The organism is Yersinia sp. Marseille-Q5920 (assembly GCF_946902935.1).
Taxonomy (GTDB): Bacteria; Pseudomonadota; Gammaproteobacteria; order Enterobacterales; family Enterobacteriaceae; genus Yersinia; species Yersinia rochesterensis.
The window spans coordinates 212559-238737 of sequence record NZ_CAMPQA010000005.1 but is presented as its reverse complement, the minus strand read 5'-3'; the positions used below and the strand labels follow the sequence as shown (position 1 = coordinate 238737).

Genomic DNA, 26179 nt, shown 5'->3' with positions numbered 1-26179 from the left:
CCTAAATCAGCTTTAGGGCTGGAAAGGCCGGCGATTAAATTGGTCATGACCACATTTAGGGCAAAGCGGCAACACTTCTGGGGTATAGAAAGCCAGGTGATAATGGCATTTTTCACAGACCAGGTTCCCCAGCCCGACCACCTCGCCACTGTGATAAACCCCATGGTGGCTGACATCTTTGAACACCTCACGCCACTCCAACTGTGTTTTGTCGGTGATATCAGCCAGCTCCTGCCATAAACTTTCTTTAATAACTCGCATAAATACGCTATCAGTAAATTCATCCTTACTCTCTTCATAGCTACGAGCAAATTCCTCCAGATCTCGCCGCACCGCCTGAATAATTTGCTCGACTTCACTGCGAGTTAAGTCTTCTAACACATCTAGCCGCTGCTCAGCGCTGTCCACCAGCTTGTCGATATCACGTTCACCATTTTTCAAGCGTTCAGTCAGTGATGCCACCAACTCACGATAATATTGAGCTACCTTGTTCATACAGTCTCCTCGATCCACGGTTGTGATAAAGCAAATTGTGATAAAGCAAAAGTTGTGACAAAGAAATAGGGATAAAGTGCCTGTTTTGCTTACTTCGCTCCTGTTATCTGCGGGTACTTACTCTGATATTAAAGCTAACGTTAATAATTTTAGTCGTAAATGACTGAAGTCACGTCATCATCAGGTTGTTCTCGCGTCACTTTGATGATTTCTGCCATTCACTGCGCAGAAAATGCCTCCTGTAGGATGCAGAGTGTTGTTGCCGCTGCCGCTTATCAGCTATGCTATGCGGATCTCTCTTTATGATATGAAACAGATGATGCTACAGGCGTAGCTGTTTTTCACTATAGGACCACCGGCCGCCATGCAAGAGCAATACCGCCCAGAAGATATCGAAACGCAAGTTCAGCTTCACTGGCAAGAGAAGCAAATTTTTAAAGTCACTGAAGATACCAGCAAAGAAAAATATTACTGCCTATCCATGCTGCCGTATCCGTCAGGGCGCCTACATATGGGGCACGTTCGTAACTACACCATTGGTGATGTTATCTCCCGTTACCAGCGCATGCTGGGCAAAAACGTGTTACAGCCTATCGGTTGGGATGCATTTGGCCTGCCAGCTGAAGGCGCGGCGGTCAAAAACAACACCGCACCTGCCCCTTGGACTTACGACAACATCGAATATATGAAGAACCAGTTAAAATTACTGGGCTTCGGTTATGACTGGGATCGCGAGATTGCCACCTGTAAACCTGATTATTACCGTTGGGAACAGTGGTTCTTCACCAAGTTGTATGAAAAAGGCATGGTCTACAAAAAGACCTCGGCGGTTAACTGGTGTCCACACGACTTAACTGTTCTGGCTAACGAGCAAGTGATCGACGGCTGCTGCTGGCGCTGTGATACCAAAGTTGAACGCAAAGAAATTCCACAGTGGTTTATTAAAATCACTGATTACGCTGACCAATTGCTTAATGACCTGGACACGCTGGAAAGCTGGCCAGAACAAGTTAAGACCATGCAACGTAACTGGATTGGCCGCTCTGAAGGGGTTGATATCGTTTTCGATGTCGCCGACAGCGAAGAGAAATTCTCCGTCTACACCACTCGCCCAGACACCTTTATGGGTGTGACCTACCTGGCGGTTGCTGCGGGCCATCCATTGTCATTGCAAGCCGCGGTCACCAACCCGGCACTGGCTGATTTTGTTGCTGAATGCCGTAACACCAAAGTTGCCGAAGCTGAAATGGCCACGATGGAGAAAAAAGGCATGGCAACCGGCCTGTATGCCATCCATCCACTGACGGGTGAAAAACTGCCTATCTGGGCGGCTAACTTTGTCTTGATGGATTACGGCACCGGTGCAGTCATGGCGGTTCCAGGCCACGATGCTCGTGACTGGGAATTTGCGACCAAATATAACCTGCCAATCAAGCCGGTCATTTTGGCGGCTGACGGCAGTGAGCCAGACTTGAGTCAGGAAGCGATGACCGAAAAAGGCACCCTGTTTAACTCGGGTGAGTTTGATGGTCTGAATTACGAAGATGGTTTCAATGCTATCGCCGACAAACTGGTCGCACTGGGTGTCGGTCAGCGCAAAGTCAATTACCGTCTGCGTGATTGGGGTGTTTCCCGTCAACGCTATTGGGGCGCGCCTATCCCGATGGTAACACTGGAAGACGGCACTGTAGTGCCAACACCTGAAGATCAACTGCCGGTCATCCTGCCGGAAGATGTCGTCATGGATGGTATTACCAGCCCGATCAAGGCCGATCCTGAGTGGGCTAAAACCACCGTCAATGGTATGCCTGGCCTGCGTGAAACCGATACTTTCGATACCTTTATGGAATCTTCCTGGTATTACGCGCGCTACACCTGCCCACAATATGATGAAGGGATGCTGGATCCGGCGGCGGCTAACTACTGGCTGCCAGTCGATCAATACATCGGCGGGATTGAGCATGCCATCATGCACCTGATGTATTTCCGCTTCTTCCACAAACTGCTGCGTGATGCCGGTCTGGTGAATTCAGATGAACCCGCCAAGCGCCTGTTGTGTCAGGGTATGGTGCTGGCGGATGCCTTCTACTACACCGGCACTAGCGGTGAGCGCATTTGGGTTTCTCCGGCTGATGCCATTGTTGAGCGTGATGACAAAGGCCGCATTGTTAAAGCAGCGGATGCCGAAGGCCATGAACTGGTTTATGCCGGTATGAGCAAAATGTCGAAATCGAAAAATAACGGTATCGACCCACAAATCATGGTAGAAAAATACGGTGCCGACACCGTGCGCCTGTTTATGATGTTTGCTTCACCAGCAGAAATGACGCTGGAGTGGCAGGAATCTGGTGTAGAAGGCGCTAACCGCTTCCTGAAACGCGTCTGGCGCTTGGTGTTTGACCACACCACTAAAGGGGCGGTAGCCGCACTGGATATCGCTAGCCTGACGGAAGAACAAAAATCTTTACGTCGTGAGTTGCACAAAACAATTGCCAAAGTCACTGATGACGTGGGCCGCCGTCAAACGTTCAATACCGCCATTGCTGCGGTGATGGAGTTGATGAACAAGCTGGGCCGCGCACCTCAGGAAACTGAGCAAGACCGCGCTCTGTTGCAAGAAGCATTGCTGGCAGTGGTGCGTATGCTATATCCATTCACCCCTCACGTTTGCTTCAGCTTGTGGCAAGCTCTGGGTGGCGAAGGTGATATTGATATCGCGCCATGGCCAATTGCAGATGAACAAGCAATGGTCGAAGACTCTAAATTAGTGGTCATACAGGTTAATGGCAAAGTGCGGGGCCGAATTACTGTGCCTGCCGATGCCACTGAGCAGCAAGTCCGTGAGCGCGCTGGTCAAGAGCACTTGGTGGCTAAATACCTGGATGGCGTTACCGTGCGTAAAGTCATCTATGTCCCAGGCAAACTGCTTAACCTGGTTGTAGGTTAAGACAAGGAGGAGTTGTGCGACATCGTATTCTGACGCTGTTGCTGGGGTTGGCGGTGCTAGTCACCGCTGGCTGTGGCTTTAATTTGCGAGGCACCACTCAGGTGCCACCTGAGCTACAAAAACTGTTGCTGGAAAGTAGCGATCCTTATGGCCCGTTAACTCGTGCGATACGCCAACAATTGCGTTTAAGTAACGTCACTATTGTTGATGACCCGATGCGTAAGGACCTACCGATACTACGGATTATTGGCTCATCCCAGAGTCAGAATACAGTGTCAGTCTTCCGTAACGGTGTGACGGCGGAGTATCAGTTAGTCTTGCATGTACAGGCGCAAGTTCTGATTCCAGGTCATGATATTTACCCAATACAGGTCAATGTCTTCCGTACTTTCTTCGATAACCCGCTAACAGCACTGGCGAAAGCGGCGGAAGCCGATGTTTTACGTCAGGAAATGCGTGATCAGGCGGCTCAACAGTTAGTGCGTAAGCTTTTGGTTGTGCATGCTGCTGAAGTGCAAAATGCGCGGGAAAATGGCGATGCACTAACGAAAGGTAATACTGCTCCTGGTGCCGCTAAAACGGCTGTTGTCGAAGAAATCAATATTGGCAAACCTGCTGTCAGTACCCCGGCCCAATGATCCGAGTCTATCCTGAACAACTTGTCGCGCAGCTCCATGAGGGGCTGCGTGCTTGTTATCTGTTATGTGGTAACGAACCCTTATTGTTACAGGAAAGCCAAGACCATATTCGCCGTGTAGCAATATCCCATGATTTCACCGAGCATTTCAGTTTCGCGCTGGATGCTCACACTGAATGGGACAATATTTTTAGTCTTTGTCAGGCACTGAGTTTATTTGCCAGCCGCCAAACTCTTCTATTGAGTTTCCCGGACAGCGGATTGACCGCGCCAATGAATGAACAGTTAGTTAAATTATCTGGCTTGCTGCACCCTGATATCTTGCTGATATTGCGGGCAAACAAGCTGACTAAGGCGCAAGAAAACAGCGCTTGGTTTAAGGCCCTCAGCCAGAATGGTGTTTTTGTCAGTTGCCAAACACCAGAACAAGCGCAGCTTCCACGCTGGGTAAGTATTCGCGCTAAGAGTCTGAATCTAGAGGTAGATGATGCCGCCGTTCAACTGCTTTGCTACTGCTATGAAGGTAACTTGCTGGCGTTATCACAAGCATTGGAACGGCTCTCCTTGCTTTACCCTGACGGCAAACTAACACTGCCCAAAGTAGAGCAAGCCGTCAACGACGCCGCACATTTCACCCCGTATCACTGGCTTGATGCCTTACTGGCAGGGAAAAGCAAACGCGCCTGGCATATTCTGCAACAATTGCAGCAGGAAGACAGTGAGCCAGTTATCTTACTGCGCACACTTCAGCGCGAATTATTACAGTTGTTAACGCTAAAGCGCCGAATGGGACAAGTGCCACTGAGAACTTTATTTGACCAATTCAAAGTGTGGCAAAATCGCCGTCCGATGATGACTCAAGCACTACAGCGCCTTTCCATGCAACAACTGCAACAAGCTGTGCATTTATTAGCACAGATAGAAGTCCGTCTGAAACAGGACTATGGTCAGTCAGTCTGGCCGGAGTTAGAAACACTATCTATGCTGATGTGTGGAAAAAATTTACCTGAGAGTTTTTTTGATGCCGAATAAATCCCCGACTCGCACGCTGTTTGCCCTGTTCGGTGGGACTTTTGACCCCATTCATTATGGTCATTTAAAGCCAGTTGAAGCATTGGCTCAACAAGTCGGTTTACAACACATTATTTTGTTGCCTAATCATGTCCCTCCGCATCGTCCGCAACCTGAAGCCAATGCACAACAGCGGCTAAAAATGGTCGAACTGGCAGTGGCCGACAATCCTTTGTTCAGCGTTGATTCACGCGAGTTATTACGCGACAGCCCATCATTCACCATTGATACACTGGAAGCACTGCGTAAAGAACGTGGTGCTACACAGCCTTTAGCGTTTATTATTGGGCAAGACTCATTACTGTCGCTGCATAAATGGCATCGCTGGCAATCATTGCTAGATGTGTGTCACTTGTTGGTTTGCGCTCGCCCTGGCTACTCGCAAACACTGGAAACACCTGAATTACAGCAATGGCTTGATGCCCATCGTGTCTTTGAACCAGAGGCGTTAAGCCTGCGGCCCCATGGGGCAATCTATCTGGCAGACACACCTTTATTGAACATTTCTGCTACCGATATTCGCCATCGGCGTCATAATGGCGAAAGTTGCGATGACTTACTGCCTCGTGCAGTACAGCGATATATTGAGTTACAAGGTTTGTATCGCCAAAAAAATTGAAGTTGCAGGTAGGCAGCAAGAGAATGACAAATCGGTCTGAACCGATTTGAACAGCATTTATGCTAGCCCGTAGGGTGAGCCTCAAGGATGAGGCTCATTAGCCCCGATGAGCTTACTCAGGTAAGTGATTCAGGTGAGTGAACGTAGCGAACACTCCTGCGGCTTCAAGTATGAAGGCGGTTCGTGGCTGAGGGTTTATATCGCGATGCATTTACCCATGTTATACTCCGCCGCTAAATTTCAGGTATTCGCTGAAAAAACGTTACATTCTAACTGTTCATACCGGTAACTGTTCGCGGGATCTCCTGCAAACAATACTTAAGAACGTTATATACCCAAAGAACTTGACGTTGCAGGTAGGCAGCCAGCGCACGAATCCCGAAGAGCTTACATGAGTAAGTGACTCGGGTGAGAAAGTGTAGCTAACACCCCTGCTACTTCAAGTACGAAGGGTATAGACAGAAATCACCCGAGGGGGAACCTTTGCAAGGTAAAGCGCTCCAAGAATTTGTTATCGACAAGCTCGATGATTTAAAAGGCCAAGACATTATCACTCTGGATGTTCAGGGTAAGTCCAGCATCACTGATTTCATGATTATTTGTACCGGTACGTCCACTCGCCATGTTATGGCACTGGCAGATAACCTGGTTCAGGAATCGCGCGCGGCTGGCATGATACCTTTTGGTATCGAAGGTCAGGGTGTCTCTGACTGGGTCGTCGTCGACTTAGGCGAAGTCATTGTGCATGTGATGCAAGAAGAAAGTCGCCGTATTTACGAACTGGAAAAACTCTGGAGCTAAGCGGTGAAACTGCAACTGGTAGCCGTCGGTACAAAAATGCCAGACTGGGTGCAGACAGGTTTTATCGATTACCTGCGCCGCTTTCCCAAAGATATGCCCTTCGAGCTGGTAGAGATACCCGCAGGTAAACGGGGTAAAAATGCGGATATCAAACGCATTTTGGAAAAAGAAGGCGAGCTAATGCTGGCGGCGGTTGGGAAAAACAACCGTATTGTCACGCTGGATATCCCAGGGACCCCCTGGGAAACCCCACAATTGGCTCAACAATTAGAGCGCTGGAAGCAAGATGGCCGAGATGTCAGTTTGCTGATTGGCGGGCCGGAGGGGTTAGCCCCAGCCTGTAAAGCCGCCGCCGAGCAGAGCTGGTCGCTCTCTCCGCTGACGCTACCTCATCCTTTAGTCCGTGTTTTAGTTGCCGAGAGCCTCTATCGCGCCTGGAGTATTACGACCAATCACCCTTATCACCGGGAATAGGTGGGCGATGAATCTGAGTGAAATGATAACCCTGAATAGAGTGAAGCCAGTAGCAGGATGAAAAAAGAACTTAATCCTTTTCGCGACTATTCGGCTGAATCAGCCTTGTTTGTCCGTCGTGCCCTGGTGGCCTTTCTCGGTATCCTGCTGCTTAGCGGAATATTGGTCGCAAACCTATACAATTTGCAGATAGTCCGTTTTGAAGACTATCGCACTCGTTCCAATGAAAACCGCATTAAGCTGGTTCCCATCGCCCCAAGCCGTGGCATGATATTTGACCGTAACGGCACCCCGCTGGCGATGAACCGGACAATTTATCAGTTAGAGCTGATGCCGGAAAAAATTGAAGACCTCCCCGCCACCCTCAATGCACTGCGCCCCGTAGTGGATCTGACGGATGAGGATATCGCCAATTTTGAAAAAGAGCGTAAGCGCTCACGCCGATTTACTTCAATTGCGGTCAAAACTCCACTCTCCGAAGTACAAGTCGCTCGCTTCGCCGTTAATCAATTCCGCTTCCCCGGCATTGAAGTCAAAGGCTATCAGCGCCGCTTCTACCCTTATGGTTCAGCACTGACACATGTCATTGGCTATGTTTCCAAGATTAATGATAAAGACGTCGAACGTCTGGATAAAGACGGAATTCTCGCTAACTATGCAGCAACGCACGATATCGGTAAGCTAGGTATTGAACGCTATTATGAGTCTGTGCTGCACGGAAAAACCGGTTATGAAGAAGTTGAAGTGAATAACCGTGGCCGGGTCATTCGTCAACTGCATGAGCAGCCACCACAGGCCGGTAAAGATATTTATCTGACGATTGATTTGCATCTGCAAACCTATATTGAGCAATTGTTGAGTGGCAGCCGCGCAGCTGTTGTTGTTACCGACCCGCGAACCGGTGGGATTTTAGCCTTGGTATCCAACCCCAGCTATGACCCTAATCTGTTTGTCGATGGCATCTCCAATAAAGATTATCAGGGGCTATTGAACGACCCGAATCGCCCACTGATAAACCGTGCCACTCAAGGTGTTTACCCGCCCGCTTCGACGGTAAAACCCTATATTGCTGTTTCGGCTCTCAGTGCCGGTGTTATCACCAAAAACACCAGTCTGTTTGACCCCGGCTGGTGGCAACTCCCTGGTTCAGAAAAACGTTTTCGCGACTGGAAGAAATGGGGCCATGGCCGGTTGAATGTCACCAAAGCGCTGGAAGAGTCGGCCGACACCTTCTTCTATCAGGTTGCTTATGACATGGGGATTGACCGCTTATCCTCCTGGATGACCAAATTCGGTTATGGTGAATATACCGGTATCGACTTATCCGAAGAACGAGCTGGCCTGATGCCGACTCGCGAATGGAAACAAAAACGCCATAAAAAGCCATGGTATCAAGGGGATACTATCCCCGTGGGCATCGGTCAGGGATATTGGACTGCCACCCCGATCCAGATGGCAAAAGCATTGACGACCCTGATTAATGATGGTGCGGTTAAAACACCGCATTTATTGCAAAGCACCCGTATTGATGGCGTTTTAGTGCCTTATAAACAAGAAGATACCACCCAAATTGGTGATATCCATTCCGGTTACTGGGAAATCGCCAAAGATGGCATGTATGGTGTAGCCAATCGCCCTAACGGAACCGGCCGTAAATTCTTTGAAGGTACGCCGTATAAGGCTGCGGTAAAATCCGGTACGGCGCAGGTTTACAGTTACGAAACCTACAATGCTCATAAAGTGGCTGAGCATTTGCGTGACCATAAATTAATGGTCGCCTATGCCCCCTACGAAAACCCGACGGTCTCTGTCGCCATGATCTTAGAAAATGGTGGTGCCGGGCCTGCGGTGGGGACAATTACTCGCCAAATTCTCGACCATATATTGTTGGGCGATAACAACACTGAATTGCCGGACGCAACTCCTCTGCCTCCGGGAGTTGAAGCAGACTAGCGAAGGCAAATTAGTTGAAGCGGATTAAGGTAACTCATGACTGATAATCAACAAAAAGGCTCTTTGTGGTACAAAATGCACATTGACCTGCCGTTTCTAATTTGCGTATTGGCGCTGCTGGCTTATAGCGCCTTCGTGATGTGGAGCGCTAGTGGTCAAGACATCGGCATGATGGAACGCAAGGTAGGTCAAATTGCGATGGGCTTGGTTGTGATGCTGGTGATGGCGCAGATACCGCCCCGCGTCTACGAAAGTTGGGCGCCCTATCTCTATTTCGTTTGTGTCATTTTACTGGTGCTGGTCGATGCATTTGGACAAATCAGTAAAGGGGCGCAGCGCTGGCTGGATTTGGGTTTCATCCGCTTCCAACCCTCTGAAATTGCGAAAATTGCGGTTCCATTGATGGTCGCCCGCTTTATGAACCGTGACGTCTGCCCGCCCTCATTGAAAAATACCGGCATCGCACTGATTTTAATCTTTATGCCGACTTTATTAGTCGCCGCGCAACCCGACCTTGGCACCTCTATCCTGGTCGCCGCCTCCGGGTTATTCGTTTTGTTCCTTTCCGGTATGAGCTGGCGCTTGATCGCGATTGCCGCGGTTTTGGTTGCCGCATTTATTCCTATCCTGTGGTTCTTCCTGATGCATGGCTACCAGCGCGATCGCGTGATGATGCTGCTCGACCCGGAAAGTGACCCACTTGGGGCTGGCTATCATATTATTCAGTCTAAAATTGCTATTGGTTCCGGTGGGTTATCAGGAAAAGGCTGGCTACACGGAACTCAGTCACAGTTGGAATTCTTACCCGAGCGCCATACAGACTTTATCTTTGCCGTGTTAGCCGAAGAATTGGGCTTAATTGGTGTGCTGGTGTTATTAGCCCTTTATCTGTGCCTTATTATGCGCGGCCTGGTGATTGCGGCCCACGCGCAAACCACCTTCGGCCGGGTGATGGTCGGGGGGTTAATGCTGATACTCTTTGTCTACGTGTTTGTTAACATCGGCATGGTAAGTGGAATTTTACCTGTGGTTGGCGTACCTTTGCCTTTGGTCAGCTATGGAGGCTCGGCGCTGATAGTGCTGATGGCCGGGTTTGGTATCGTGATGTCGATACATACTCATCGAAAAATGTTATCTAAGAATTTATAGAGGTGAGCAATGCGTAAGGAATGGCTTTGGATAGGCATCGCAGGCGTGCTGTTATCAGCATGTACCAGTCAGCCTCCGGCACCCCAGCAACAAGTGCAGCAGACATACAACGGCCCGGTGGAAGAAATCGGCGGTGCAGAACCACGCTATGAGCCATTTAATCCTAGTTTTAATCAGGATTATAAGGTTAATGGCCAGTCCTATAGCATTGTCAAAGACCCGCAAAACTTCAGTCAGGTTGGCCTCGCGGCGTGGTATGGCGAAGAAGCTAATGGCAACACCACGGCTACTGGCGAAACTTTTGATCCCAACGCATTGACAGCGGCCCATCCCACTCTGCCTATCCCAAGCTATGTGCGAGTCACCAACATCAGCAATGGTCGCCAGATTGTGGTTCGCGTCAACGACCGCGGCCCTTACACGCCAGGTCGGGTGATCGATTTATCCAAAGCAGCAGCCGATCGCCTAAATATTTCAAATAATACCAAAGTGAAGATTGATTTTATCAATGTGGCACCGGATGGCTCATTATCTGGCCCCGGCATGGTTGGCACCACTATCGCGAAACAAAGTTATGCATTGCCAAACCGCCCAGATTTAGGTTCCAGCGGAATGGGGACACCAATACAGCAGGATGCTCCCGCAGTCAGTGCGCCTGTCCGCCCTATTGATAATAGTCATTTGTCCGGTGCAGATACTAACCAGCCAGTGGCCCCACAAAGCAGCGGCTTCCTGCGTGCATCAACGCCAGTCCCGGCGGGCGTGCTGGAAAGTTCAGAACCCACGACAGTGAGTTCACAACCTGTACAGCCGCCGGTGGTCGCCAACCCCGGCCCGGTGACCTCATCAGAGGCCGCGACACCATCATCGGGTGGTTATGTGGTTCAAGTCGGTGCGTTGAGTGATGCGCAGCGGGCGCAAACTTGGCAGCAAAGTTTGAGTCAACGTTTTGGTGTGCCGGGGAAAGTGGCCGCCAATGGCAGCGTACACCGCGTTCAACTTGGGCCATTCAGCAGCCGCCAGCAGGCCGTTGAACTGCAACAACGCCTGTCGAGCGAAGCTCAGCAGCAGTCATTTGTGGTTGCGGCACCTTAAATCATACATACCTTGTAGCAATTTAAGGCCCGTCTACTAAAAATAACCGTAACTCTCAGTCCAAACAGGATGTTACGGTTAAAATTATAAACGCTACATACGTTTATAACCCAATTAATTGGCGTTGCAGCAAGGCAGCAACGTCAAGTAAGAAGGCTATGGTATGATGTAGCACTTTTTTAACTTACTCCCACGGATGTTGTTGTCCTGACCATGAAATATGTAACTACTTCTCGCATTATCAAGAGCTTGATGCTCGGCACTGTCATTGTTATGAGCGCAGCTTCTGCTGCAAACGCTGATGACGTCAATTTAAAAACCATGATCCCCGGTGTGCCACAGATCGACGCGGAAGCCTACGTTCTGATTGATTACAACTCCGGCAAAGTATTAGCAGAAATGAATGCGGATACGCGCCGCAACCCGGCTAGCCTGACAAAAATGATGACCAGCTATGTTATTGGGCAGGCAATCAAAGCAGGTAAAATCGGGCCAGAAGATATGGTTACCGTGGGTAAAGATGCTTGGGCGACTGGCAACCCAGAGTTCAAGGGCTCCTCGTTGATGTTCCTGAAACCAGGCGACCGTGTGCCGGTATCTAAACTGACCCGTGGTATCAACTTGCAATCAGGTAACGATGCCTGTGTCGCGATGGCCGATTACGTTGCCGGTAGCCAAGACTCATTCGTAAACCTGATGAACAACTATGTTAAAGCGCTGGGCCTGCAAAACACCCAGTTCAAAACCGTCCACGGTTTAGATGCTGAAGGGCAGTACAGCTCAGCACGCGATATGGCATTGATCGGGCAGGCGCTGATCCGCGATGTCCCGGATGAATACGCCATTTATAAAGAAAAAGAATTTACCTTCAATAATATCCGCCAGACCAACCGCAATGGTTTGTTGTGGGATACCAGCTTGAATGTTGATGGCATCAAAACCGGCCATACCGAAGCGGCGGGTTATAATCTGGTAGCCTCGGCTACCGATGGGCAGATGCGTTTGATTTCGGTGGTGTTAGGCGGCCATACCTTTAAGGGCCGTGAAACTGAAAGCAAAAAACTGCTGACCTGGGGCTTCCGTTTCTTTGAAACCGTAGCGCCACTGAAAGTCGGTAAAGAATTTGCTTCTGAACCGGTCTGGTTTGGTGATAGCGACCGTGTACAATTAGGGGTTGATAAAGACGTTTACCTGACAATCCCACGTGGCCGGATGAAAGATCTGAAAGCCAGCTATGTACTTAATACCCCTGAAATTCATGCACCACTGGCGAAGAATCAAGTTGTCGGGATGATTAACTTCCAGTTAGATGGTAAAACCATCGATCAACGCCCACTGGTGGTGATGAACGAAGTTAAAGAAGGCGGTTTCTTCAGCCGCATGGTGGATTACATCAAGCTCATGTTCCACCGCTGGTTTGGCTAAGCCCTAGCTTGAAAAACCACAAATAAGTCCCATATTATAAATAATGTCAAACTCCCGCCTCGGCGGGAGTTATAATTTTATAGTCGGAAATTTTTATTGTTATCTTAATACCTATCCGGCAATAATTTTTCCGACAACAAACTGTCCGTCAACCCCAGGAGCGCACATGAAAACTAAACTGAATGAACTGCTTGAGTTCCCTTGCCCCTTTACCTACAAAGTCATGGGCATTGCTGAACCTCAACTGGTTAACCAGGTGGTTGAAGTGGTACAGCGCCATGCTCCGGGCGATTATACCCCCGAAGTAAAACCGAGCAGCAAAGGCAACTATCACTCCGTTTCCATCACTATCACAGCGACCCATATTGATCAGGTGGAAACGCTGTATGAAGAATTAGGTAACCTGGAACTGGTCAGAATGGTGCTGTAGCGCTATTCCAATACTGCCTTTTCACCTATGGTCCGAACTGCTGACTCAGCTTTCGGGCCTTATTTTTATCTCTAAATTATTCTTTCAATCACCAAACTATCTCTTTCAATCGCCAAAACAGTGGCTCCTCACTGCTGGGCTGGTATACTGACGCCACCATTTCTGTAACCAGATGATGCCTCGCTTGCAACAACACAAGATCATTTTACGCCAGCTAGGGTTACAACCCTATGCCCCCGTATCTCAAGCCATGCATAATTTCACTGAGTTTCGCACCGATAGCAGCGCAGATGAAATCTGGCTGGTTGAGCATCAACACGTTTTTACTCAGGGTCAGGCAGGAAAAGCTGAACATGTTCTGGTGCCCGGAGATATTCCGGTTATCCAGAGTGACCGAGGGGGTCAGGTCACCTACCATGGCCCCGGTCAGCAAGTCATGTATATCATGATTGACCTCAAGCGCGCCAAATTGGGCGTGCGGCAATTAGTCACCGCGATTGAGAATACTGTCATTGAGACTCTGGCTCATTTTGACATTAATTCACGGGCTCGCCCGGATGCTCCCGGTGTGTATGTTGGCCAACAAAAAATTTGCTCATTGGGCCTGCGTATTCGTCGAGGCTGTTCATTTCACGGTCTGGCACTCAATGTTGCCATGGATTTGGAGCCATTCCAGCGCATCAATCCATGTGGTTACGCCGGCATGCAAATGACCCAGGTCAGTGCGCTAAAAACGGGTACCACTATTGCCGATATCCAACCCATATTAGTGCGCGAGTTTACCCGTGAATTAGGCTATTCACCGGCAGAACAGCAATCCTGGGCATTGGCGGACTATTTACCTGTTGGTACCCAATAGCTCAATAACTGTCAATATGTGGTATTCAAACGCCCTATAGCATCCCATTTACAAACGCCTACAAAATTGGGGGCTGAATGGGACGGGCTAAAGATGATATAATTTTTAAACAATTTTCAAAAATTTTTTAACGAACGCCACATCCTGTTGAATTTAATAAAAAATCTCAAATTGAGAGATTCAGAACTGGAACCTGTACGATTATGAGTAAACCGATTCAGATGGAACGCGGCGTCAAATACCGCGACGCAGATAAAATGGCGTTAATCCCGATTAAAACCGTGGTTACCGAACGCCAAGAGCTGCTACGCAAACCCGAGTGGATGAAAATCAAGCTTCCTGCTGACTCCAGCCGCATTCAGGGTATCAAGGCTGCAATGCGTAAAAATGGTCTGCACTCGGTTTGCGAAGAGGCCTCCTGCCCTAACCTGTCGGAGTGCTTTAACCACGGTACCGCGACATTTATGATCCTCGGGGCAATTTGTACTCGCCGTTGCCCATTCTGCGACGTTGCCCATGGCCGCCCGGTCACACCGGATGCCAATGAGCCAGAAAAACTGGCTCAGACTATTAAAGATATGGGTCTGCGCTATGTCGTTATCACGTCTGTCGACCGGGATGATTTGCGTGATGGTGGTGCTCAGCACTTTGCAGATTGCATCTCAGCAATTCGAGCCAAGAATCCAACAATTAAAATAGAAACGCTAGTGCCTGATTTCCGTGGTCGTATGGATCGCGCATTAGATATTTTGACGGTAACTCCACCGGATGTGTTTAACCATAACCTGGAAAACGTTCCTCGGGTGTATCGTCAGGTTCGCCCAGGGGCTAACTATGAATGGTCGCTTAAATTATTGGAGCGCTTCAAAGAAGCTCATCCAGAGATTCCTACCAAGTCTGGGTTAATGGTGGGCTTAGGTGAGACCAATGCCGAAATCGTGGAAGTGATGCATGATTTACGCCGCCACGGCGTCACTATGCTGACACTAGGGCAGTATTTACAGCCGAGCCGCCACCATTTACCGGTACAGCGCTATGTCAGCCCGGCAGAGTTTGATGAGATGAAAGCAGAAGCAATGGCAATGGGCTTCACTCATGCAGCTTGTGGCCCATTTGTGCGTTCCTCTTACCATGCAGACTTACAAGCAAAAGGGTTGGAAGTAAAATAAGCAAATTGGCCTGAATAAATGCTCAGGTTAATTTGGATGAAATATTTTATTACACCTTAAATAATAAATAATCAAAAACGGATTTCCATTGGAGATCCGTTTTTAATTTTCAGCCTGTTTCCATTATCAACCACAGAAGAATTGCCGATAAGACCCCGGCTAATTCATGATCATTCTTCTATAGCAACCGAAATGGCAGCCAAGCAAGCATAATCAGTCTTTATGCTCGATCGGCGGTTTGGCTTCTGTTGCTGTTTTAGACTCAGCGGTCGTGTTGGCTGGCGGAGCATCATCATTGCCCATGGCTTTTTTAAAGCCTTTCAAGGCCGCACCTAAGTCAGCACCCAGTGTGCGCAGTTTGCTGGTACCAAACAACAACACAATTAATATGCCGACTACCAATAATTTGGTAATACTGAGACCTTCCATACGCACCTTCTTGATTAGCACTGTTTATTAAAACATGGGCTATTTACGAATAAATTGCCGATTAAAACAAGAGTAATATGTAACAGATTTCGTTAGTGAACTATGATTTACTCAGAGTCTTTTCTCACTTATTTTGACTCATTCCGGATGAGACATTGCCGTTAACATCCCCCCAAAGCAGAAACAACGAGGGAATCGCCAATTGCCTTATTCAAGTAGAATAAACACCCGCAGATCTGGGTTAAGTTTTGCTAAAAGGACTTATTTACCTCGCGTATTTGGCTTAGGCGTTGGTATGTTTTGTGTCGGCTCAGTACTCTACACCCAGAATGCTCCATTATGGCTTTGGTTCATGCTCGCCCTTAATGGATTAGTCTGGCCACATATTTCATACCTATTGGCTACACGCTCTGAACAACCGTTTGAACAAGAAATCATAAATATGAAAATAGACTCAGCACTGGGTGGTGTCTGGGTCGCAATAATGTCATTCAATGCTCTGCCGTCCGTCGTGATTCTTTCAATGATGAGCATGAACAATATTGCTTCTGGCGGGAAAAACGTTTTTTGCAAAGGCCTTGCATTGCAGATTGCCTGTAGTTTACTGACTGCATGGATATTTAATTTACCCTTTAAACCTGAAACCTCGCCACTCCAGGTCTATGCCTGTCTACCGATGATAATTATCTACCCCTCCCTACTTGGATTAGTCACCTACCGAACCGCAAAACGCCTGGCCGAAAATAAAGAAGAGTTATTGCGTATTAGTGTTAGGGATGGATTAACCGGGCTTTATAATCGCAGGCATTGGGAACATCAACTACATAATCAATTTGATAGTTGCCGACGCTACCAACAGGGTGCCACACTTATTTTACTTGATATTGATAACTTCAAATCGATTAATGATACCTTTGGTCATGCCGTGGGTGATGAAGCTATTACTGTTCTTGCCGAAGAATTATTGCTAGGGCTGCGGGCCATCGACATTGTTGGCCGTTACGGTGGGGATGAGTTCGGTGCTATTTTGCCTAATACTACGGCAGAACAAACACGGGAAGTATTAATGCGAATTCAGGAAAAACTGGCTGATTTAGTTTTTACCCACGCTCCATCCTTACAGCTTAGAGTCAGTGCTGGTATCGCAGATTACCGACACGATATGATTAACTATCAGCAATGGCTAAAAGCCGCCGACTCTGCGCTGTATCTGGCAAAAGACAATGGCCGTAACCGCATTGAACTGGCAAGCTAAATAACGGCAAAGTACCGGCATAGTGTCATCTCTAAAGAAAGGTGTTTATGTTTAATACATTACTGGCAGTATTTATTGGTGGTGGAGTGGGTAGCGTCGCTCGTTGGCTAGTCAGTATGAAGCTAAACAGTTTTTCACCCAATATCCCCGTGGGTACGCTTATTGTAAACTTGGTTGGCGCTTTTATTATCGGCCTGACATTAGCACTATTCACCCGAATCACACACATTGACCCCGTTTGGAAATTACTGATTACCACGGGTTTCTGCGGTGGCCTGACGACATTTTCAACCTTTTCAGTTGAAGTTGTCTATTTACTTCAGGATGGGAAATTAGCGTGGGCTGCTGGTACAGTTGCACTTAATCTGGCCGGTTCACTGGCTATGACTATGCTGGCTTTCATATTAGTTAATTACTTTGCGGGTCAATAAGCGCGGGCATGACAGCACTATTTTTTACATAGTCTTAATGTTTTATTAATCTACAGACTGGATAATTATTTAGTTAAGAACAGTTAACCGCTGGGGTGACTGATGTGCTGGATAAATCCCATGTTTAGTTTACCTAAAACAGGAACCGAATGGCTGGCAGTCATTTTTTGCCTATTGATCACCGCCGCTTTCTTAAAGGCATATCTCTTTTAGTTAATTCCCTCGGGGCTAGAAATAAAAAACCCGCCTGATAAGAATGAGGCGGGTTTTAAGAAATATTGGCTACTTAGATAGCGATAACATTAGCAGCAGATGGCCCTTTGGCACCGTTCGTGATTTCAAATTCTACACGCTGGCCTTCAGCAAGAGTTTTGAAACCGTTGCTAGCGATGGCTGAGAAATGAACGAAAACGTCTTTACTGCCATCTTCTGGGGTAATGAAGCCAAAACCTTTAGATTCATTGAACCACTTAACGCTACCTTTAATCTTAGACATCAAACTTACCTTTACGTGAATGTTGGACACAAAATGTGTGTCCAATACAGTACAGCAATAGAACCGTTTTTTGTCCACGGTAGAGATCACAAAAATTAGATAAAAAGTGAAAAAGCCATCTTTTCTGCTCAATTACTAGCACAGAAATCCATATTTTTTTCTTTTACAACACAGCCTAAAGGGCTCAAAGAAAGTACCAGACTGTATCTGAAAGCGATTCACCTGTATTATACTTACCCATTGGATACGCTAATATGAGATGCATGATGAACGGTAGAATAACAACTTTTTTTGAAGATAAAGGTTTTGGTTTTATCACCGATGAGAACGGAGATAACCGTTATTTTCACGTTATTAAAGTTGCTAATCCCGAGATGATCAAAAAAGGCGCGGAAGTCACTTTCGAGCCGACAACCAATACTAAAGGGTTATCCGCATTTGCAGTGAAAGTGGCCATTGAGAGCAAATACATATTCATTGCTAATGAGAGAATCAAACTCACCAGTATCAAATCATTCAATACCTTTACTAAAGAAGTTCCTGCGCAGGCTGAGATCGATAAAGCCAACACCATCCTTTCAGTCAACTTACTGATGAATAAAATTCGGCCGCAGGAAGAAGATATTTCAGAAAAAACCGTGCCATTGAAAATGTTATCAATAACTACGTTCCAAAATACCACCTACACATTCTCTGAGCATGAGGTTGATATCGACAGTACGATTGCCAAGTTGAAGAGTATTTAGTCTGTTTTTTACTGAAATAACGCGGCATCGCAACCCATAAACAGCCCCAAATAACTTTGGGGCTGTTTGGGGGGCTCCCCAGGGTTTTGAAGCTGGCATCCCTGCCCGCTAGCACAAGAAAATCCCTTTGGTATTCTCTGGTGTCGACGGAAAAAGCAACCAAAATTCAGTCCATTTTCATATTAACTATTTGAACATAAACATTTTAATTAACTCAACATCAGTACGGGCACCCAGCTTTTTCATGGCAGACCGTTTTTGCCCACTAACTGTTTTCTCACTCTTTTTCAAAATTCTGGCGATATCCCCGCCCGAAAATCCTTCATTGAACAATTTCAATACGATATTTTCATTAGGCGTCAAATATTGTCGCTCTGACGATGGCTGACTTAATACTTTCGGGGATTTTCGCTCAGTTAGACTCTCTTTAAGTCCGCGAACCTTACGTTTAAAAACAGTTGAAATCTTGTTGGTAACAGTATCGATGGAGTCTTCTCTGAAGATCATCGTGACATTACTGAACCTTGGGATACCCTGTAAAAAGCTATTCAATCGGGAATCACAAATTAAAAAAACATCTGCTTCTGAAGGCGCTTTATCCAGACGTTTTAGAGCATCAAAAAAACTAAACTCATCAACTCCAATAAAAATGATATCTGCTGAATAAAATGCTTTACGATAGAATTTAATCTCTTTTTTAAACCCTAACGATGTAAATATCTTTTTTACGATGGTTACCATACCCAACGTTTGATATTTGTCGTTATCAACGATCATACAGCTTATCATATTGGCTACACCCGCTAGTGCTTCAGCACCCTATGAATTGTTAACTCACATCTATTTGTGATGAAATAAAAGCTATTAGAAATTATGTAGATAGCCCAGAACACACCTTACTTTGCAGTAAACCATAAGGGAACGAGGATATATATAGGATGTCAACACCGGAGAGTGTAGGAAACGTCTTTTTCTAAAAAGAATATTTCTTAGTTGTTTATTTAGCTTTAAGTCTACCAGACGTGACAGCAATGGGATTATATGTAAAAATAGTGAGAAATTAGTAGCCTAAACAGGAAGGTTCTAATGCTATACCTACGTTATCTGAAGCTGGATATCTCGTTTAACTTTATTTTAAGCCAAACAACTTTATGAGAAACGTCGGTTTACATGCGCTGAAAACATTAAGCTGTTTTTCTGCCGTTACCTTTTATTCTGCCAGTAAAACTTGTACTGAACAGTGTTTTCTCGGTGGAGAAGTGATGGGCGTTCTGTACTTTTTATCGATCATCGCAACCCCACTTTTCTTTATGATTATTGGTTATATCGACTCAAATGATGAGATAGATCAGGCAGATATACTCAGAAAGTTAAAATCTATAATAACTATTATTATTTTCTGGAACGTGCTTTTCTACTTTATCAACGAAGATGGCTTCAAGCGGGGTTACTTCCTGCAAAGTTGGCTTTTATTCAGTATTGCTATTATTTATCTAATCAACCCAATAATCTCTAAGATATTAAAAAGTAACAGAACAGCAATCATAACCCTCTCATGCTTGGTTATATTTTCTGTTTCTATCGATTTAATCAGTGCATTCAGTGAAAAACCCTACCTAATTGATTTTCCGCAATACTTTAGATTATGGACGTGGATCTTCTATTATATGACCGGCAGGTTCCTTTGCTCCAAAGTTTGCCAAAGAATAACCAAAATGCCGAGAGTACGTCTTGCAGCAAAAGTTCTTCTTATCCCGACAGCAGTTTCCATGTATTTCTATGAAAGTTTTATGTCGATGTATGTCTATAAAACAGTAAATGCCAGCTATTTCCTCGATAACCTACATGTTTTAATACTGAGTTTATGCTTATTTGTCATATTTGATAACTTTGACACTAAACATGAATGGATAAAGAAAACATTAGCCTATATCAGCCCATCCATGATTGGGGTTTATATTTTGCATGATGGAATTTTCTATTTCATCGCCAGCGCATATAACTTATCGGATGTCACATTGAGGTTCACACTGCTGTTATCCGTATTTGCTGCATCAGTGCTGTTATCACGGATTTTATTACTCAATAAATATACGTCGCGCTTTATCTCATTTTGATTTATTTCATCGCTAACACATATCCATTTTTTCTGTGACACATGGGCATCACGCCTGTACTCCTGTAAGTGTATTTGGTCAGATGGGGGGTCGGGCTGGAATCTCGTCTGGCACGATGTCAATTTGACATGACCATGAGGGAATACGATGTCTACCTCTGCACGAAACCAGTTATTTGGAACAGTCCATGCCATTGTTGACGGTTCAGCCACCAATGAAAGCCTGGAAGAAATGGCGCTATCGGTAGGAAGTGAAGTCACTGCATTATTTAGAGCATCAAGTGTCATTCTTGCTACCAAGAAAGCATAAGAGCGCCCTATCTTCATAGATTCTATTTTTATAATAGAATAAGCCGCCATCAGGCGGCTTATTTAATGTCGAATGCAGGACAAAACCGCCGCATGATCACTGAGGTCGGTATATATCTCTGTAATGAGCTAATCTCTCCTGGAAGAAATCGCATTCATCCGGCGAAAGTTTCGCTTCAATTTCATCAACATTTATTTTCTTTTTTTGGTTTTCCATAAAAGCAACCGTGGATGCCACAAAGTCTAGGCTGGTATGGCAATATGCTGAAACGAGTTTCTCAAGTGCTGACATATTATCCCCCTTATGTGACAATGCACATCATGAAAGTTAACACAAATAATTATATTAAAAATGAGATCAATATCAACTTAAACAGGATTCATCTCCTGTAAGAGCCCCGCCCTGTGTGACTTGATTGATTTTACTGACATTACCCTGAAACTGGATATTTTGTCGCGGATAGCTGTTTTTTAGCGGGATTTACGTTATCGTTTGGCTAGCCAACTTGAAACTCATCATTTATAACGAGAATTGAAATGAGAAAAACGACGATGATTATGATCGCGATTGCGCTGGTAGTATTCGCTTACACGCATTTTACCGGAGCCTAGCGCTATTAGACCTATGTTAAAAGTCATTGCACAAGATTTTATAAAACCTGAGCACATCAGTGATGTCACGCCACTCTATAAAGAATTAGTGGAAAGAACAAAACTTGAGCCACTATGTATTTCCTATGATTTATTTATCGATCATAAAGATCCCGGCAACTTTATTTTTATCGAAGAATGGCCAGACCAAGCGGCATTAGATATACATTGCGCTTCAGAGCATTTCAGGCGACTGGTTCCACAAATCAATCAATATCAGCGAAAAGAGTGCACACTCATCTTTATGCACTCTTTTAAATAGCCTTTAAAAACAAAGAGCTATGGTGCAAGTTGCTCCTCTTCATGATATTGATTCTGCCACATGGCCGCGTACTGGCCATTTTTCAGCAATAACGCCTCATGCCGCCCACGTTCAACTATTGAGCCCGCTTCCATCACAATAATTTCATCGGCATCAATAATGGTGGATAAGCGGTGAGCAATGACCAGAGTAGTATGGTCGCGGCTAACTTCGCGCAGGTGGGCCTGAATTTCGCGCTCAGTATGAGTATCTAACGCGCTGGTCGCTTCATCAAAAACCAAAATAGCTGGGTTTTTAAGAATAGTGCGCGCAATCGCCACTCGCTGTTTCTCACCCCCTGATAACTTAAGCCCACGCTCCCCTACTCGCGTGTCATAACCATCTGGCAAACTAATGATAAAATCATGAATATGGGCCAGTTTCGCCGCGCGTTCTATTTCTGCAAAGCTGGAAGAAGTTCTGCCGTAAGCAATGTTATAACGCAGCGTGTCATTGAAGAGCACTGTATCTTGCGGCACGATGCCAATAGCCTCACGTAAACTTGCTTGAGTTACATTGCGGACATCTTGATCATCAATATAAATCGCGCCATCAGTGACATCATAAAACCGGAATAATAGACGAGATAGTGTTGATTTTCCGGCTCCCGATGCGCCAACAACCGCCACTGTTTTGCCCGCAGGGATAGTGAAACTCACTTTATTCAGAATAGGTCTACGCGGATCATAACCAAAACTGACTGAGTCAAACCGCACTTCCCCCTTTGTAAGATGTAAAGCCGGCGCATCAGGGCGATCAGTAATCTCTTTTTCCACCATCAACAAATCGAGCATATTCTCCATATCAATCAATGCTTGTCTGATCTCAGAATAAATAAACCCAAAGAAATTGAGCGGCTGGTACAGCTGAAGAAGGTAAGCATTTACCAACACAAAATCACCAATGCTCATACGGCCTTGTGTGATACCTTGCGCCGCCATGGCCATCATCACCACCAACCCGATGGAAATAATTGCCGTCTGCCCGAGACTTAACGCCGTAAAACTGAACTGATTTTTAATTGCAGCATATTCATACAGTTGGCGCGAAGTATTAAAGCGCTCAGCTTCAAACTCTTCATTACCAAAATATTTTACCGTTTCATAATTTATCAGGCTGTCGATAGACTTGGTGTTAGCGTCTGAATTAGCTTGATTTAGCTCACGCCGAAAACGGGTTCGCCAACTAACCGCCACAACAGTAAATAGGATATAGCATGCCACTGTCGCCAGAATGGCGACAGCAAACCAGCCATCTAGCAAATGCCACATGATAAGAGAGACCAGGGTTATCTCAAATAAAATGGGGAATATAGAGAACAAAATGCGGGAAAGCACTGTTGCAACCGCTTGTGTACCGCGTTCAATAGATAAAGATAACCCGCCGGTTTGCCTGTCCAGATGAAAACGCAAACTTAGTTCATGTAATTGTTTAAATACCCGTAAACCAAGTAATCGAGTCGCATTCTGGCTGACGTGCACAAACATCACGTTACGCAATTCTTCGAATAGGGAGGCACTAACTCTCGCGACCCCATAAGCAATTATTAAGGTGATGGGGATAGCCATCATCTTGGCATTTTCACTGCTTAATGTGTCGATCATCGTCCTGTAAGCAAGAGGCACAAGTGTGGTACTGACCTTAGAAACCACCATAAATATGACGGCGGCAATCAGGTAATACCGGAGTTTCGAGTTATTTTTAGGCCACAAGTAAGGTAATAGAAATTTGAGTATACGGGAGCGATCCATATTTATGTATTTGTCATCTCAGGTGAAATGGGAATCATTACTTTTTATATTCTGCCACGTATCAAGGTAATAGCCTAATAAACAAGGCAATATCTTGCTCTAAATAATCATGCGTTTTTGATGATTTATCGGGGACTGGCTGGATACCCGCTAACGGGCATAGGTAGGGTGCGGCTTCCGAATTGGCTCATAATATATGCTTTCGAAAACCGCTATTAAAAATATAATTATTCGTCGAAGAACCAGTATCCCTGATTAACCAACTCAGTTAACTCCGCAATGAAAGCCGGATTACGGAGTGCCTCACCCAGCTCTTCCTTGCCGAGAATAGTATAGCGACACAGCGCATCAGCGGCTGTAGAGTCACAGATTTCCAACCGCTCACTATTGATAAAGAAACTGTCGCCCACTTGTAGAACCCGCAGCCCACTAAGGCGAGTCAAGACTTCACCATCCGTCAGGGCGTCGACAATCTCTTTCGGCTCGTAAGGCGGCTCCGCCGGAGCAATGTCCAACTCATGGCGCGGTGTCGTTGCAAAGCGGCCAAACCATTGCTTAAAGTCTTCTGGTTGATTAATCATCTCGATCATCATCCCACGCAGGCGGTCGAGTTCATATTCTTCAACCCGGCCTGGATGTTCTCGACAGGTTAAATCAGGGTCGCTGTAATGCTCATTACCAAGATCGTTTTCCAGCGCATAGTCAGCAAAACTGCTGATTAAATCCCGCCCATTTGGCCCGCGAAAACCCACCGAGTAGTTAAACGCCGTTTCGTGAGTGAAACCATCGTGTGGGAAGCCCGGTGGAATATATAAAATATCGCCCGGCGCTAAATCTTCATCAATAATGGGGGTGAATGACTCAACATGCAGCAGTGCCGGATGTGGGCAAAACTGCTTTAACGGTAGCTTATCGCCAACCCGCCAACGGCGGCTGCCCATCCCTTGGATAATGAACACATCATATTGATCAATATGCGGCCCAACTCCGCCACCAGGGACAGAAAAGGAAATCATCAAATCGTCTAAACGCCAATCTGGTAACACACGAAACGGCCGAACTAATTCAGCAGAGGGGGCATGCCAGTGGTTAACCGCCTGAGCCAACAGTGACCAGTTGGTTTCACCTAGATTATCAAAGTGCTCAAATGGCCCATTACTCGCCTGCCACTGGCCATTTGTATGGCTGACCAGACGGCTATCTACCTCAGCTTCCATTGCTAAGCCCGCCAACTCGTCCGGCGTAATCGGATCGACAAAATTCGGGAAGGCATTTTTTAATACAACTGGCTGTTTTTGCCAATATTTCTCTAAAAACTCGGGCCAATTAAGGTTAAGTTGATAAGCCATACTTTCATACCACTGAGAAAATAAATGGCCTTGATTATAAAGTGGAGCCACCCCGACTGCCTTGTCATGGGTCAATGACACTCATCAGTTAAGTAAAAACAGATCATCTGTATGCTCCGTGAAGCCAAGGCTGGGATTTTGGGCGTTCAGGTCATGCGTATTCTGAACAGCATTACGTTATTCCTTGGCTATCCGCATAGGGACAATGACAAACCTATCCTTTAATGTGATAAAATGTGTAGAACAGGTGAATATCAATACAATAGCCTGTTATTTGTCACTTTTTTATATTTATTAATTTTAATTTCAAGAGGTTAGCGTGATGGGTTTACCAAACTGTCCGAAGTGTAGTTCTGAATATACATGGCAGGAAGGGGAAAAATTAAATTGCCCAGAATGTGGTCATGAGTGGTCGGAAAATAGCGATTCTGCAGCAGCCGATGAAGGCCTGGTGGTGCGTGATGCCAATGGTAATTTACTGGCTGACGGTGATGCGGTAACTGTTGTTAAAGACCTAAAAGTAAAAGGCAGCTCTTCAACTCTGAAGATCGGAACCAAAGTGAAAAGCATCCGTCTGGTTGAAGGTGACCACAATATCGATTGTAAAATTGATGGATTTGGCCCAATGAAGCTGAAATCTGAGTTTGTGAAGAAAAGCTAATAGCTTAACCAGCTGTTTTCCCCTTGCCCAGTGCGGTTCTGCGGAGCAAGGGGATTTGCTAGCACCGCCTATGATTGCGGCTTAGTTTCCTGCTTGAGAAAATCACTCAGGAAATATTGCGCATTGCCCTCATTAGAAAGCAATTCACTATACATAATAGGATGGTCGCCTTTCTCGCCAGGTAAATATAATTTCCCTAAGTTATTGTTATTAATGATCAAAACTACAATTTTCTTCCCATTAACATTGACACTATAGTCACTGCGATCGTCTTTCTTCTCAACATCCATAATTTGAATTTTCTTATCCCAATCATGGTCGGCATTTGTTATCTGTACTAATGCCTTATTTTCAGAGCGAGGGCCATAACGCAATGTCCAAACTTCAATACCTTCATTGCCTTGCCAGGCCTTAACAGAATCAGCAACTTCAGGGCGAACAGGTTCGGCAGCGAAACTTGTAGCGGATACCGCACATAACAGAGTAAGAAAGAAAAGTTTTTTAAACATCCAAGAGTCCTTTTGTGTTAATTGAAAACGACAATCCTAATATCGTCGAAA

General features: G+C 46.0%; 27 protein-coding genes and 1 pseudogene. 20 read left to right on the top strand and 8 right to left on the bottom strand.

Features of this window, described 5'->3' with window-relative positions; all coding sequences use genetic code 11:
- Positions 1-12 precede the first annotated feature (12 nt).
- Positions 13-495, bottom strand: coding sequence for a zinc ribbon-containing protein (locus tag OVO64_RS09525; RefSeq protein ID WP_038634773.1), 483 nt, complete (start codon positions 493-495; stop codon positions 13-15).
- A gap of 364 nt (positions 496-859) precedes the next feature.
- Here OVO64_RS09525 and leuS point away from each other — a divergent pair, with 364 nt between their 5' ends.
- From leuS to lipA, 13 genes are all read left to right on the top strand, one after another.
- Positions 860-3442, top strand: coding sequence for a leucine--tRNA ligase (gene leuS / locus OVO64_RS09520; protein WP_267248730.1), 2583 nt, complete (start codon positions 860-862; stop codon positions 3440-3442).
- A 14-nt stretch (positions 3443-3456) separates the two neighbouring features.
- Positions 3457-4080: an LPS assembly lipoprotein LptE gene (gene lptE / locus OVO64_RS09515; protein ID WP_038634782.1), complete on the top strand. Its 624-nt coding sequence runs from the start codon at positions 3457-3459 to the stop codon at positions 4078-4080.
- Positions 4077-5111, top strand: coding sequence for a DNA polymerase III subunit delta (holA, locus tag OVO64_RS09510; RefSeq protein ID WP_038634785.1), 1035 nt, complete (start codon positions 4077-4079; stop codon positions 5109-5111). Before lptE ends, holA begins: the two co-directional genes overlap by 4 nt.
- Positions 5101-5769 carry a nicotinate-nucleotide adenylyltransferase gene (gene nadD, locus OVO64_RS09505; RefSeq protein ID WP_038634788.1) on the top strand — a complete coding sequence of 223 codons (669 nt, stop codon included), beginning with the start codon at positions 5101-5103 and terminating at the stop codon, positions 5767-5769. The genes holA and nadD overlap by 11 nt, the downstream gene beginning before the upstream one ends.
- A gap of 483 nt (positions 5770-6252) precedes the next feature.
- Entirely contained in the window at positions 6253-6570 is a 318-nt protein-coding gene (gene rsfS, locus OVO64_RS09500) for a ribosome silencing factor (protein ID WP_004390601.1), read from the top strand.
- Between the two features lie 3 nt (positions 6571-6573).
- Entirely contained in the window at positions 6574-7044 is a 471-nt protein-coding gene (rlmH, locus tag OVO64_RS09495) for a 23S rRNA (pseudouridine(1915)-N(3))-methyltransferase RlmH (RefSeq protein WP_004390602.1), read from the top strand.
- A 57-nt stretch (positions 7045-7101) separates the two neighbouring features.
- The gene (mrdA, locus tag OVO64_RS09490) at positions 7102-8997 is read left to right on the top strand and encodes a peptidoglycan DD-transpeptidase MrdA (protein ID WP_050291452.1); all 1896 of its coding nucleotides are present in this window, start codon (positions 7102-7104) and stop codon (positions 8995-8997) included.
- 36 nt (positions 8998-9033) lie between these two features.
- Positions 9034-10146, top strand: coding sequence for a peptidoglycan glycosyltransferase MrdB (mrdB, locus tag OVO64_RS09485; protein WP_038634793.1), 1113 nt, complete (start codon positions 9034-9036; stop codon positions 10144-10146).
- 9 nt (positions 10147-10155) lie between these two features.
- Positions 10156-11241: an endolytic peptidoglycan transglycosylase RlpA gene (gene rlpA, locus OVO64_RS09480; RefSeq protein WP_038634795.1), complete on the top strand. Its 1086-nt coding sequence runs from the start codon at positions 10156-10158 to the stop codon at positions 11239-11241.
- Positions 11242-11454: 213 nt separating this feature from the next.
- Positions 11455-12666, top strand: coding sequence for a D-alanyl-D-alanine carboxypeptidase DacA (gene dacA / locus OVO64_RS09475; RefSeq protein WP_038634797.1), 1212 nt, complete (start codon positions 11455-11457; stop codon positions 12664-12666).
- A 166-nt stretch (positions 12667-12832) separates the two neighbouring features.
- Positions 12833-13096, top strand: a complete 264-nt coding sequence (gene ybeD, locus OVO64_RS09470) for a DUF493 family protein YbeD (protein ID WP_005158389.1) — start codon at positions 12833-12835, stop codon at positions 13094-13096.
- Positions 13097-13268: 172 nt separating this feature from the next.
- Positions 13269-13955 carry a lipoyl(octanoyl) transferase LipB gene (gene lipB / locus OVO64_RS09465; RefSeq protein ID WP_050291453.1) on the top strand — a complete coding sequence of 229 codons (687 nt, stop codon included), beginning with the start codon at positions 13269-13271 and terminating at the stop codon, positions 13953-13955.
- Between the two features lie 203 nt (positions 13956-14158).
- Complete coding sequence (lipA, locus tag OVO64_RS09460; protein ID WP_032819853.1) at positions 14159-15124, top strand: lipoyl synthase; 966 nt, start codon at positions 14159-14161, stop codon at positions 15122-15124.
- Positions 15125-15337: 213 nt separating this feature from the next.
- Here the strand turns inward: lipA and tatA are convergent, their stop codons facing one another.
- On the bottom strand, positions 15338-15553 hold the full coding sequence (gene tatA / locus OVO64_RS09455; RefSeq protein ID WP_038634802.1) for a Sec-independent protein translocase subunit TatA: 216 nt from the start codon (positions 15551-15553) through the stop codon (positions 15338-15340).
- A 202-nt stretch (positions 15554-15755) separates the two neighbouring features.
- Here tatA and OVO64_RS09450 point away from each other — a divergent pair, with 202 nt between their 5' ends.
- Both OVO64_RS09450 and crcB read left to right on the top strand, forming a co-directional pair.
- Positions 15756-16808, top strand: a complete 1053-nt coding sequence (locus tag OVO64_RS09450) for a diguanylate cyclase (protein WP_071841731.1) — start codon at positions 15756-15758, stop codon at positions 16806-16808.
- Positions 16809-16855: 47 nt separating this feature from the next.
- A complete protein-coding gene (gene crcB, locus OVO64_RS09445) occupies positions 16856-17239 on the top strand; it encodes a fluoride efflux transporter CrcB (protein ID WP_038634804.1) in 384 nt (127 codons plus the stop codon).
- 286 nt (positions 17240-17525) lie between these two features.
- On the opposite strand, the gene cspE is transcribed toward crcB, so the two are convergent.
- A complete protein-coding gene (gene cspE / locus OVO64_RS09440) occupies positions 17526-17735 on the bottom strand; it encodes a transcription antiterminator/RNA stability regulator CspE (protein ID WP_002210315.1) in 210 nt (69 codons plus the stop codon).
- A 266-nt stretch (positions 17736-18001) separates the two neighbouring features.
- On the opposite strand from cspE, the gene OVO64_RS09435 reads away from it, so the two are divergent.
- Complete coding sequence (locus tag OVO64_RS09435; protein WP_038634807.1) at positions 18002-18481, top strand: cold-shock protein; 480 nt, start codon at positions 18002-18004, stop codon at positions 18479-18481.
- 186 nt (positions 18482-18667) lie between these two features.
- Here OVO64_RS09435 and OVO64_RS09430 read toward each other — a convergent pair whose 3' ends face one another.
- A complete protein-coding gene (locus OVO64_RS09430) occupies positions 18668-19258 on the bottom strand; it encodes a helix-turn-helix transcriptional regulator (protein WP_145509479.1) in 591 nt (196 codons plus the stop codon).
- Positions 19259-19632: 374 nt separating this feature from the next.
- Between OVO64_RS09430 and OVO64_RS09425 the strand changes: the two genes are divergently transcribed.
- The gene (locus OVO64_RS09425; protein WP_038634812.1) at positions 19633-20598 is read left to right on the top strand and encodes an acyltransferase; all 966 of its coding nucleotides are present in this window, start codon (positions 19633-19635) and stop codon (positions 20596-20598) included.
- 156 nt (positions 20599-20754) lie between these two features.
- Positions 20755-20907 (top strand): annotated as a pseudogene (locus OVO64_RS20615) (transporter); the annotation flags it as partial.
- 96 nt (positions 20908-21003) lie between these two features.
- Here the strand turns inward: OVO64_RS20615 and OVO64_RS09415 are convergent.
- On the bottom strand, positions 21004-21198 hold the full coding sequence (locus OVO64_RS09415; protein WP_038634818.1) for a glycogen synthase: 195 nt from the start codon (positions 21196-21198) through the stop codon (positions 21004-21006).
- A 333-nt stretch (positions 21199-21531) separates the two neighbouring features.
- Here OVO64_RS09415 and OVO64_RS09410 point away from each other — a divergent pair, with 333 nt between their 5' ends.
- Positions 21532-21819 carry a putative quinol monooxygenase gene (locus OVO64_RS09410; protein ID WP_038634821.1) on the top strand — a complete coding sequence of 96 codons (288 nt, stop codon included), beginning with the start codon at positions 21532-21534 and terminating at the stop codon, positions 21817-21819.
- Between the two features lie 17 nt (positions 21820-21836).
- Here the strand turns inward: OVO64_RS09410 and OVO64_RS09405 are convergent, their stop codons facing one another.
- Positions 21837-23609, bottom strand: a complete 1773-nt coding sequence (locus OVO64_RS09405; RefSeq protein WP_038634823.1) for an ABCB family ABC transporter ATP-binding protein/permease — start codon at positions 23607-23609, stop codon at positions 21837-21839.
- A gap of 227 nt (positions 23610-23836) precedes the next feature.
- Complete coding sequence (locus OVO64_RS09400; protein WP_038639658.1) at positions 23837-24958, bottom strand: cupin domain-containing protein; 1122 nt, start codon at positions 24956-24958, stop codon at positions 23837-23839.
- Positions 24959-25277: 319 nt separating this feature from the next.
- On the opposite strand from OVO64_RS09400, the gene OVO64_RS09395 reads away from it, so the two are divergent.
- Entirely contained in the window at positions 25278-25619 is a 342-nt protein-coding gene (locus OVO64_RS09395; RefSeq protein WP_162472775.1) for a zinc ribbon domain-containing protein YjdM, read from the top strand.
- A 68-nt stretch (positions 25620-25687) separates the two neighbouring features.
- Here the strand turns inward: OVO64_RS09395 and OVO64_RS09390 are convergent, their stop codons facing one another.
- Positions 25688-26128: a hypothetical protein gene (locus OVO64_RS09390; protein WP_038634830.1), complete on the bottom strand. Its 441-nt coding sequence runs from the start codon at positions 26126-26128 to the stop codon at positions 25688-25690.
- Positions 26129-26179: the final 51 nt, after the last annotated feature.

What these genes read in the sequence shown, in the direction of transcription:
- ybeD (WP_005158389.1), top strand. Translation starts at nt 12,833, where the DNA reads ATGAAAACTAAACTGAATGAACTGCTTGAGTTCCCTTGCCCCTTTACC.
- holA (WP_038634785.1), top strand. Translation starts at nt 4,077, where the DNA reads ATGATCCGAGTCTATCCTGAACAACTTGTCGCGCAGCTCCATGAGGGG.
- dacA (WP_038634797.1), top strand. Translation starts at nt 11,455, where the DNA reads ATGAAATATGTAACTACTTCTCGCATTATCAAGAGCTTGATGCTCGGC.
- OVO64_RS09525 (WP_038634773.1), bottom strand. Translation starts at nt 495, where the DNA reads ATGAACAAGGTAGCTCAATATTATCGTGAGTTGGTGGCATCACTGACT.
- OVO64_RS09435 (WP_038634807.1), top strand. Translation starts at nt 18,002, where the DNA reads ATGAACGGTAGAATAACAACTTTTTTTGAAGATAAAGGTTTTGGTTTT.
- nadD (WP_038634788.1), top strand. Translation starts at nt 5,101, where the DNA reads ATGCCGAATAAATCCCCGACTCGCACGCTGTTTGCCCTGTTCGGTGGG.
- OVO64_RS09425 (WP_038634812.1), top strand. Translation starts at nt 19,633, where the DNA reads ATGAGAAACGTCGGTTTACATGCGCTGAAAACATTAAGCTGTTTTTCT.
- leuS (WP_267248730.1), top strand. Translation starts at nt 860, where the DNA reads ATGCAAGAGCAATACCGCCCAGAAGATATCGAAACGCAAGTTCAGCTT.
- OVO64_RS09390 (WP_038634830.1), bottom strand. Translation starts at nt 26,128, where the DNA reads ATGTTTAAAAAACTTTTCTTTCTTACTCTGTTATGTGCGGTATCCGCT.
- OVO64_RS09410 (WP_038634821.1), top strand. Translation starts at nt 21,532, where the DNA reads ATGTTAAAAGTCATTGCACAAGATTTTATAAAACCTGAGCACATCAGT.
- cspE (WP_002210315.1), bottom strand. Translation starts at nt 17,735, where the DNA reads ATGTCTAAGATTAAAGGTAGCGTTAAGTGGTTCAATGAATCTAAAGGT.
- OVO64_RS09430 (WP_145509479.1), bottom strand. Translation starts at nt 19,258, where the DNA reads ATGATCGTTGATAACGACAAATATCAAACGTTGGGTATGGTAACCATC.
- crcB (WP_038634804.1), top strand. Translation starts at nt 16,856, where the DNA reads ATGTTTAATACATTACTGGCAGTATTTATTGGTGGTGGAGTGGGTAGC.
- OVO64_RS09405 (WP_038634823.1), bottom strand. Translation starts at nt 23,609, where the DNA reads ATGGATCGCTCCCGTATACTCAAATTTCTATTACCTTACTTGTGGCCT.
- tatA (WP_038634802.1), bottom strand. Translation starts at nt 15,553, where the DNA reads ATGGAAGGTCTCAGTATTACCAAATTATTGGTAGTCGGCATATTAATT.
- lipB (WP_050291453.1), top strand. Translation starts at nt 13,269, where the DNA reads ATGATGCCTCGCTTGCAACAACACAAGATCATTTTACGCCAGCTAGGG.
- OVO64_RS09415 (WP_038634818.1), bottom strand. Translation starts at nt 21,198, where the DNA reads ATGTCAGCACTTGAGAAACTCGTTTCAGCATATTGCCATACCAGCCTA.
- OVO64_RS09400 (WP_038639658.1), bottom strand. Translation starts at nt 24,958, where the DNA reads ATGGCTTATCAACTTAACCTTAATTGGCCCGAGTTTTTAGAGAAATAT.
- lipA (WP_032819853.1), top strand. Translation starts at nt 14,159, where the DNA reads ATGAGTAAACCGATTCAGATGGAACGCGGCGTCAAATACCGCGACGCA.
- rlpA (WP_038634795.1), top strand. Translation starts at nt 10,156, where the DNA reads ATGCGTAAGGAATGGCTTTGGATAGGCATCGCAGGCGTGCTGTTATCA.
- mrdA (WP_050291452.1), top strand. Translation starts at nt 7,102, where the DNA reads ATGAAAAAAGAACTTAATCCTTTTCGCGACTATTCGGCTGAATCAGCC.
- mrdB (WP_038634793.1), top strand. Translation starts at nt 9,034, where the DNA reads ATGACTGATAATCAACAAAAAGGCTCTTTGTGGTACAAAATGCACATT.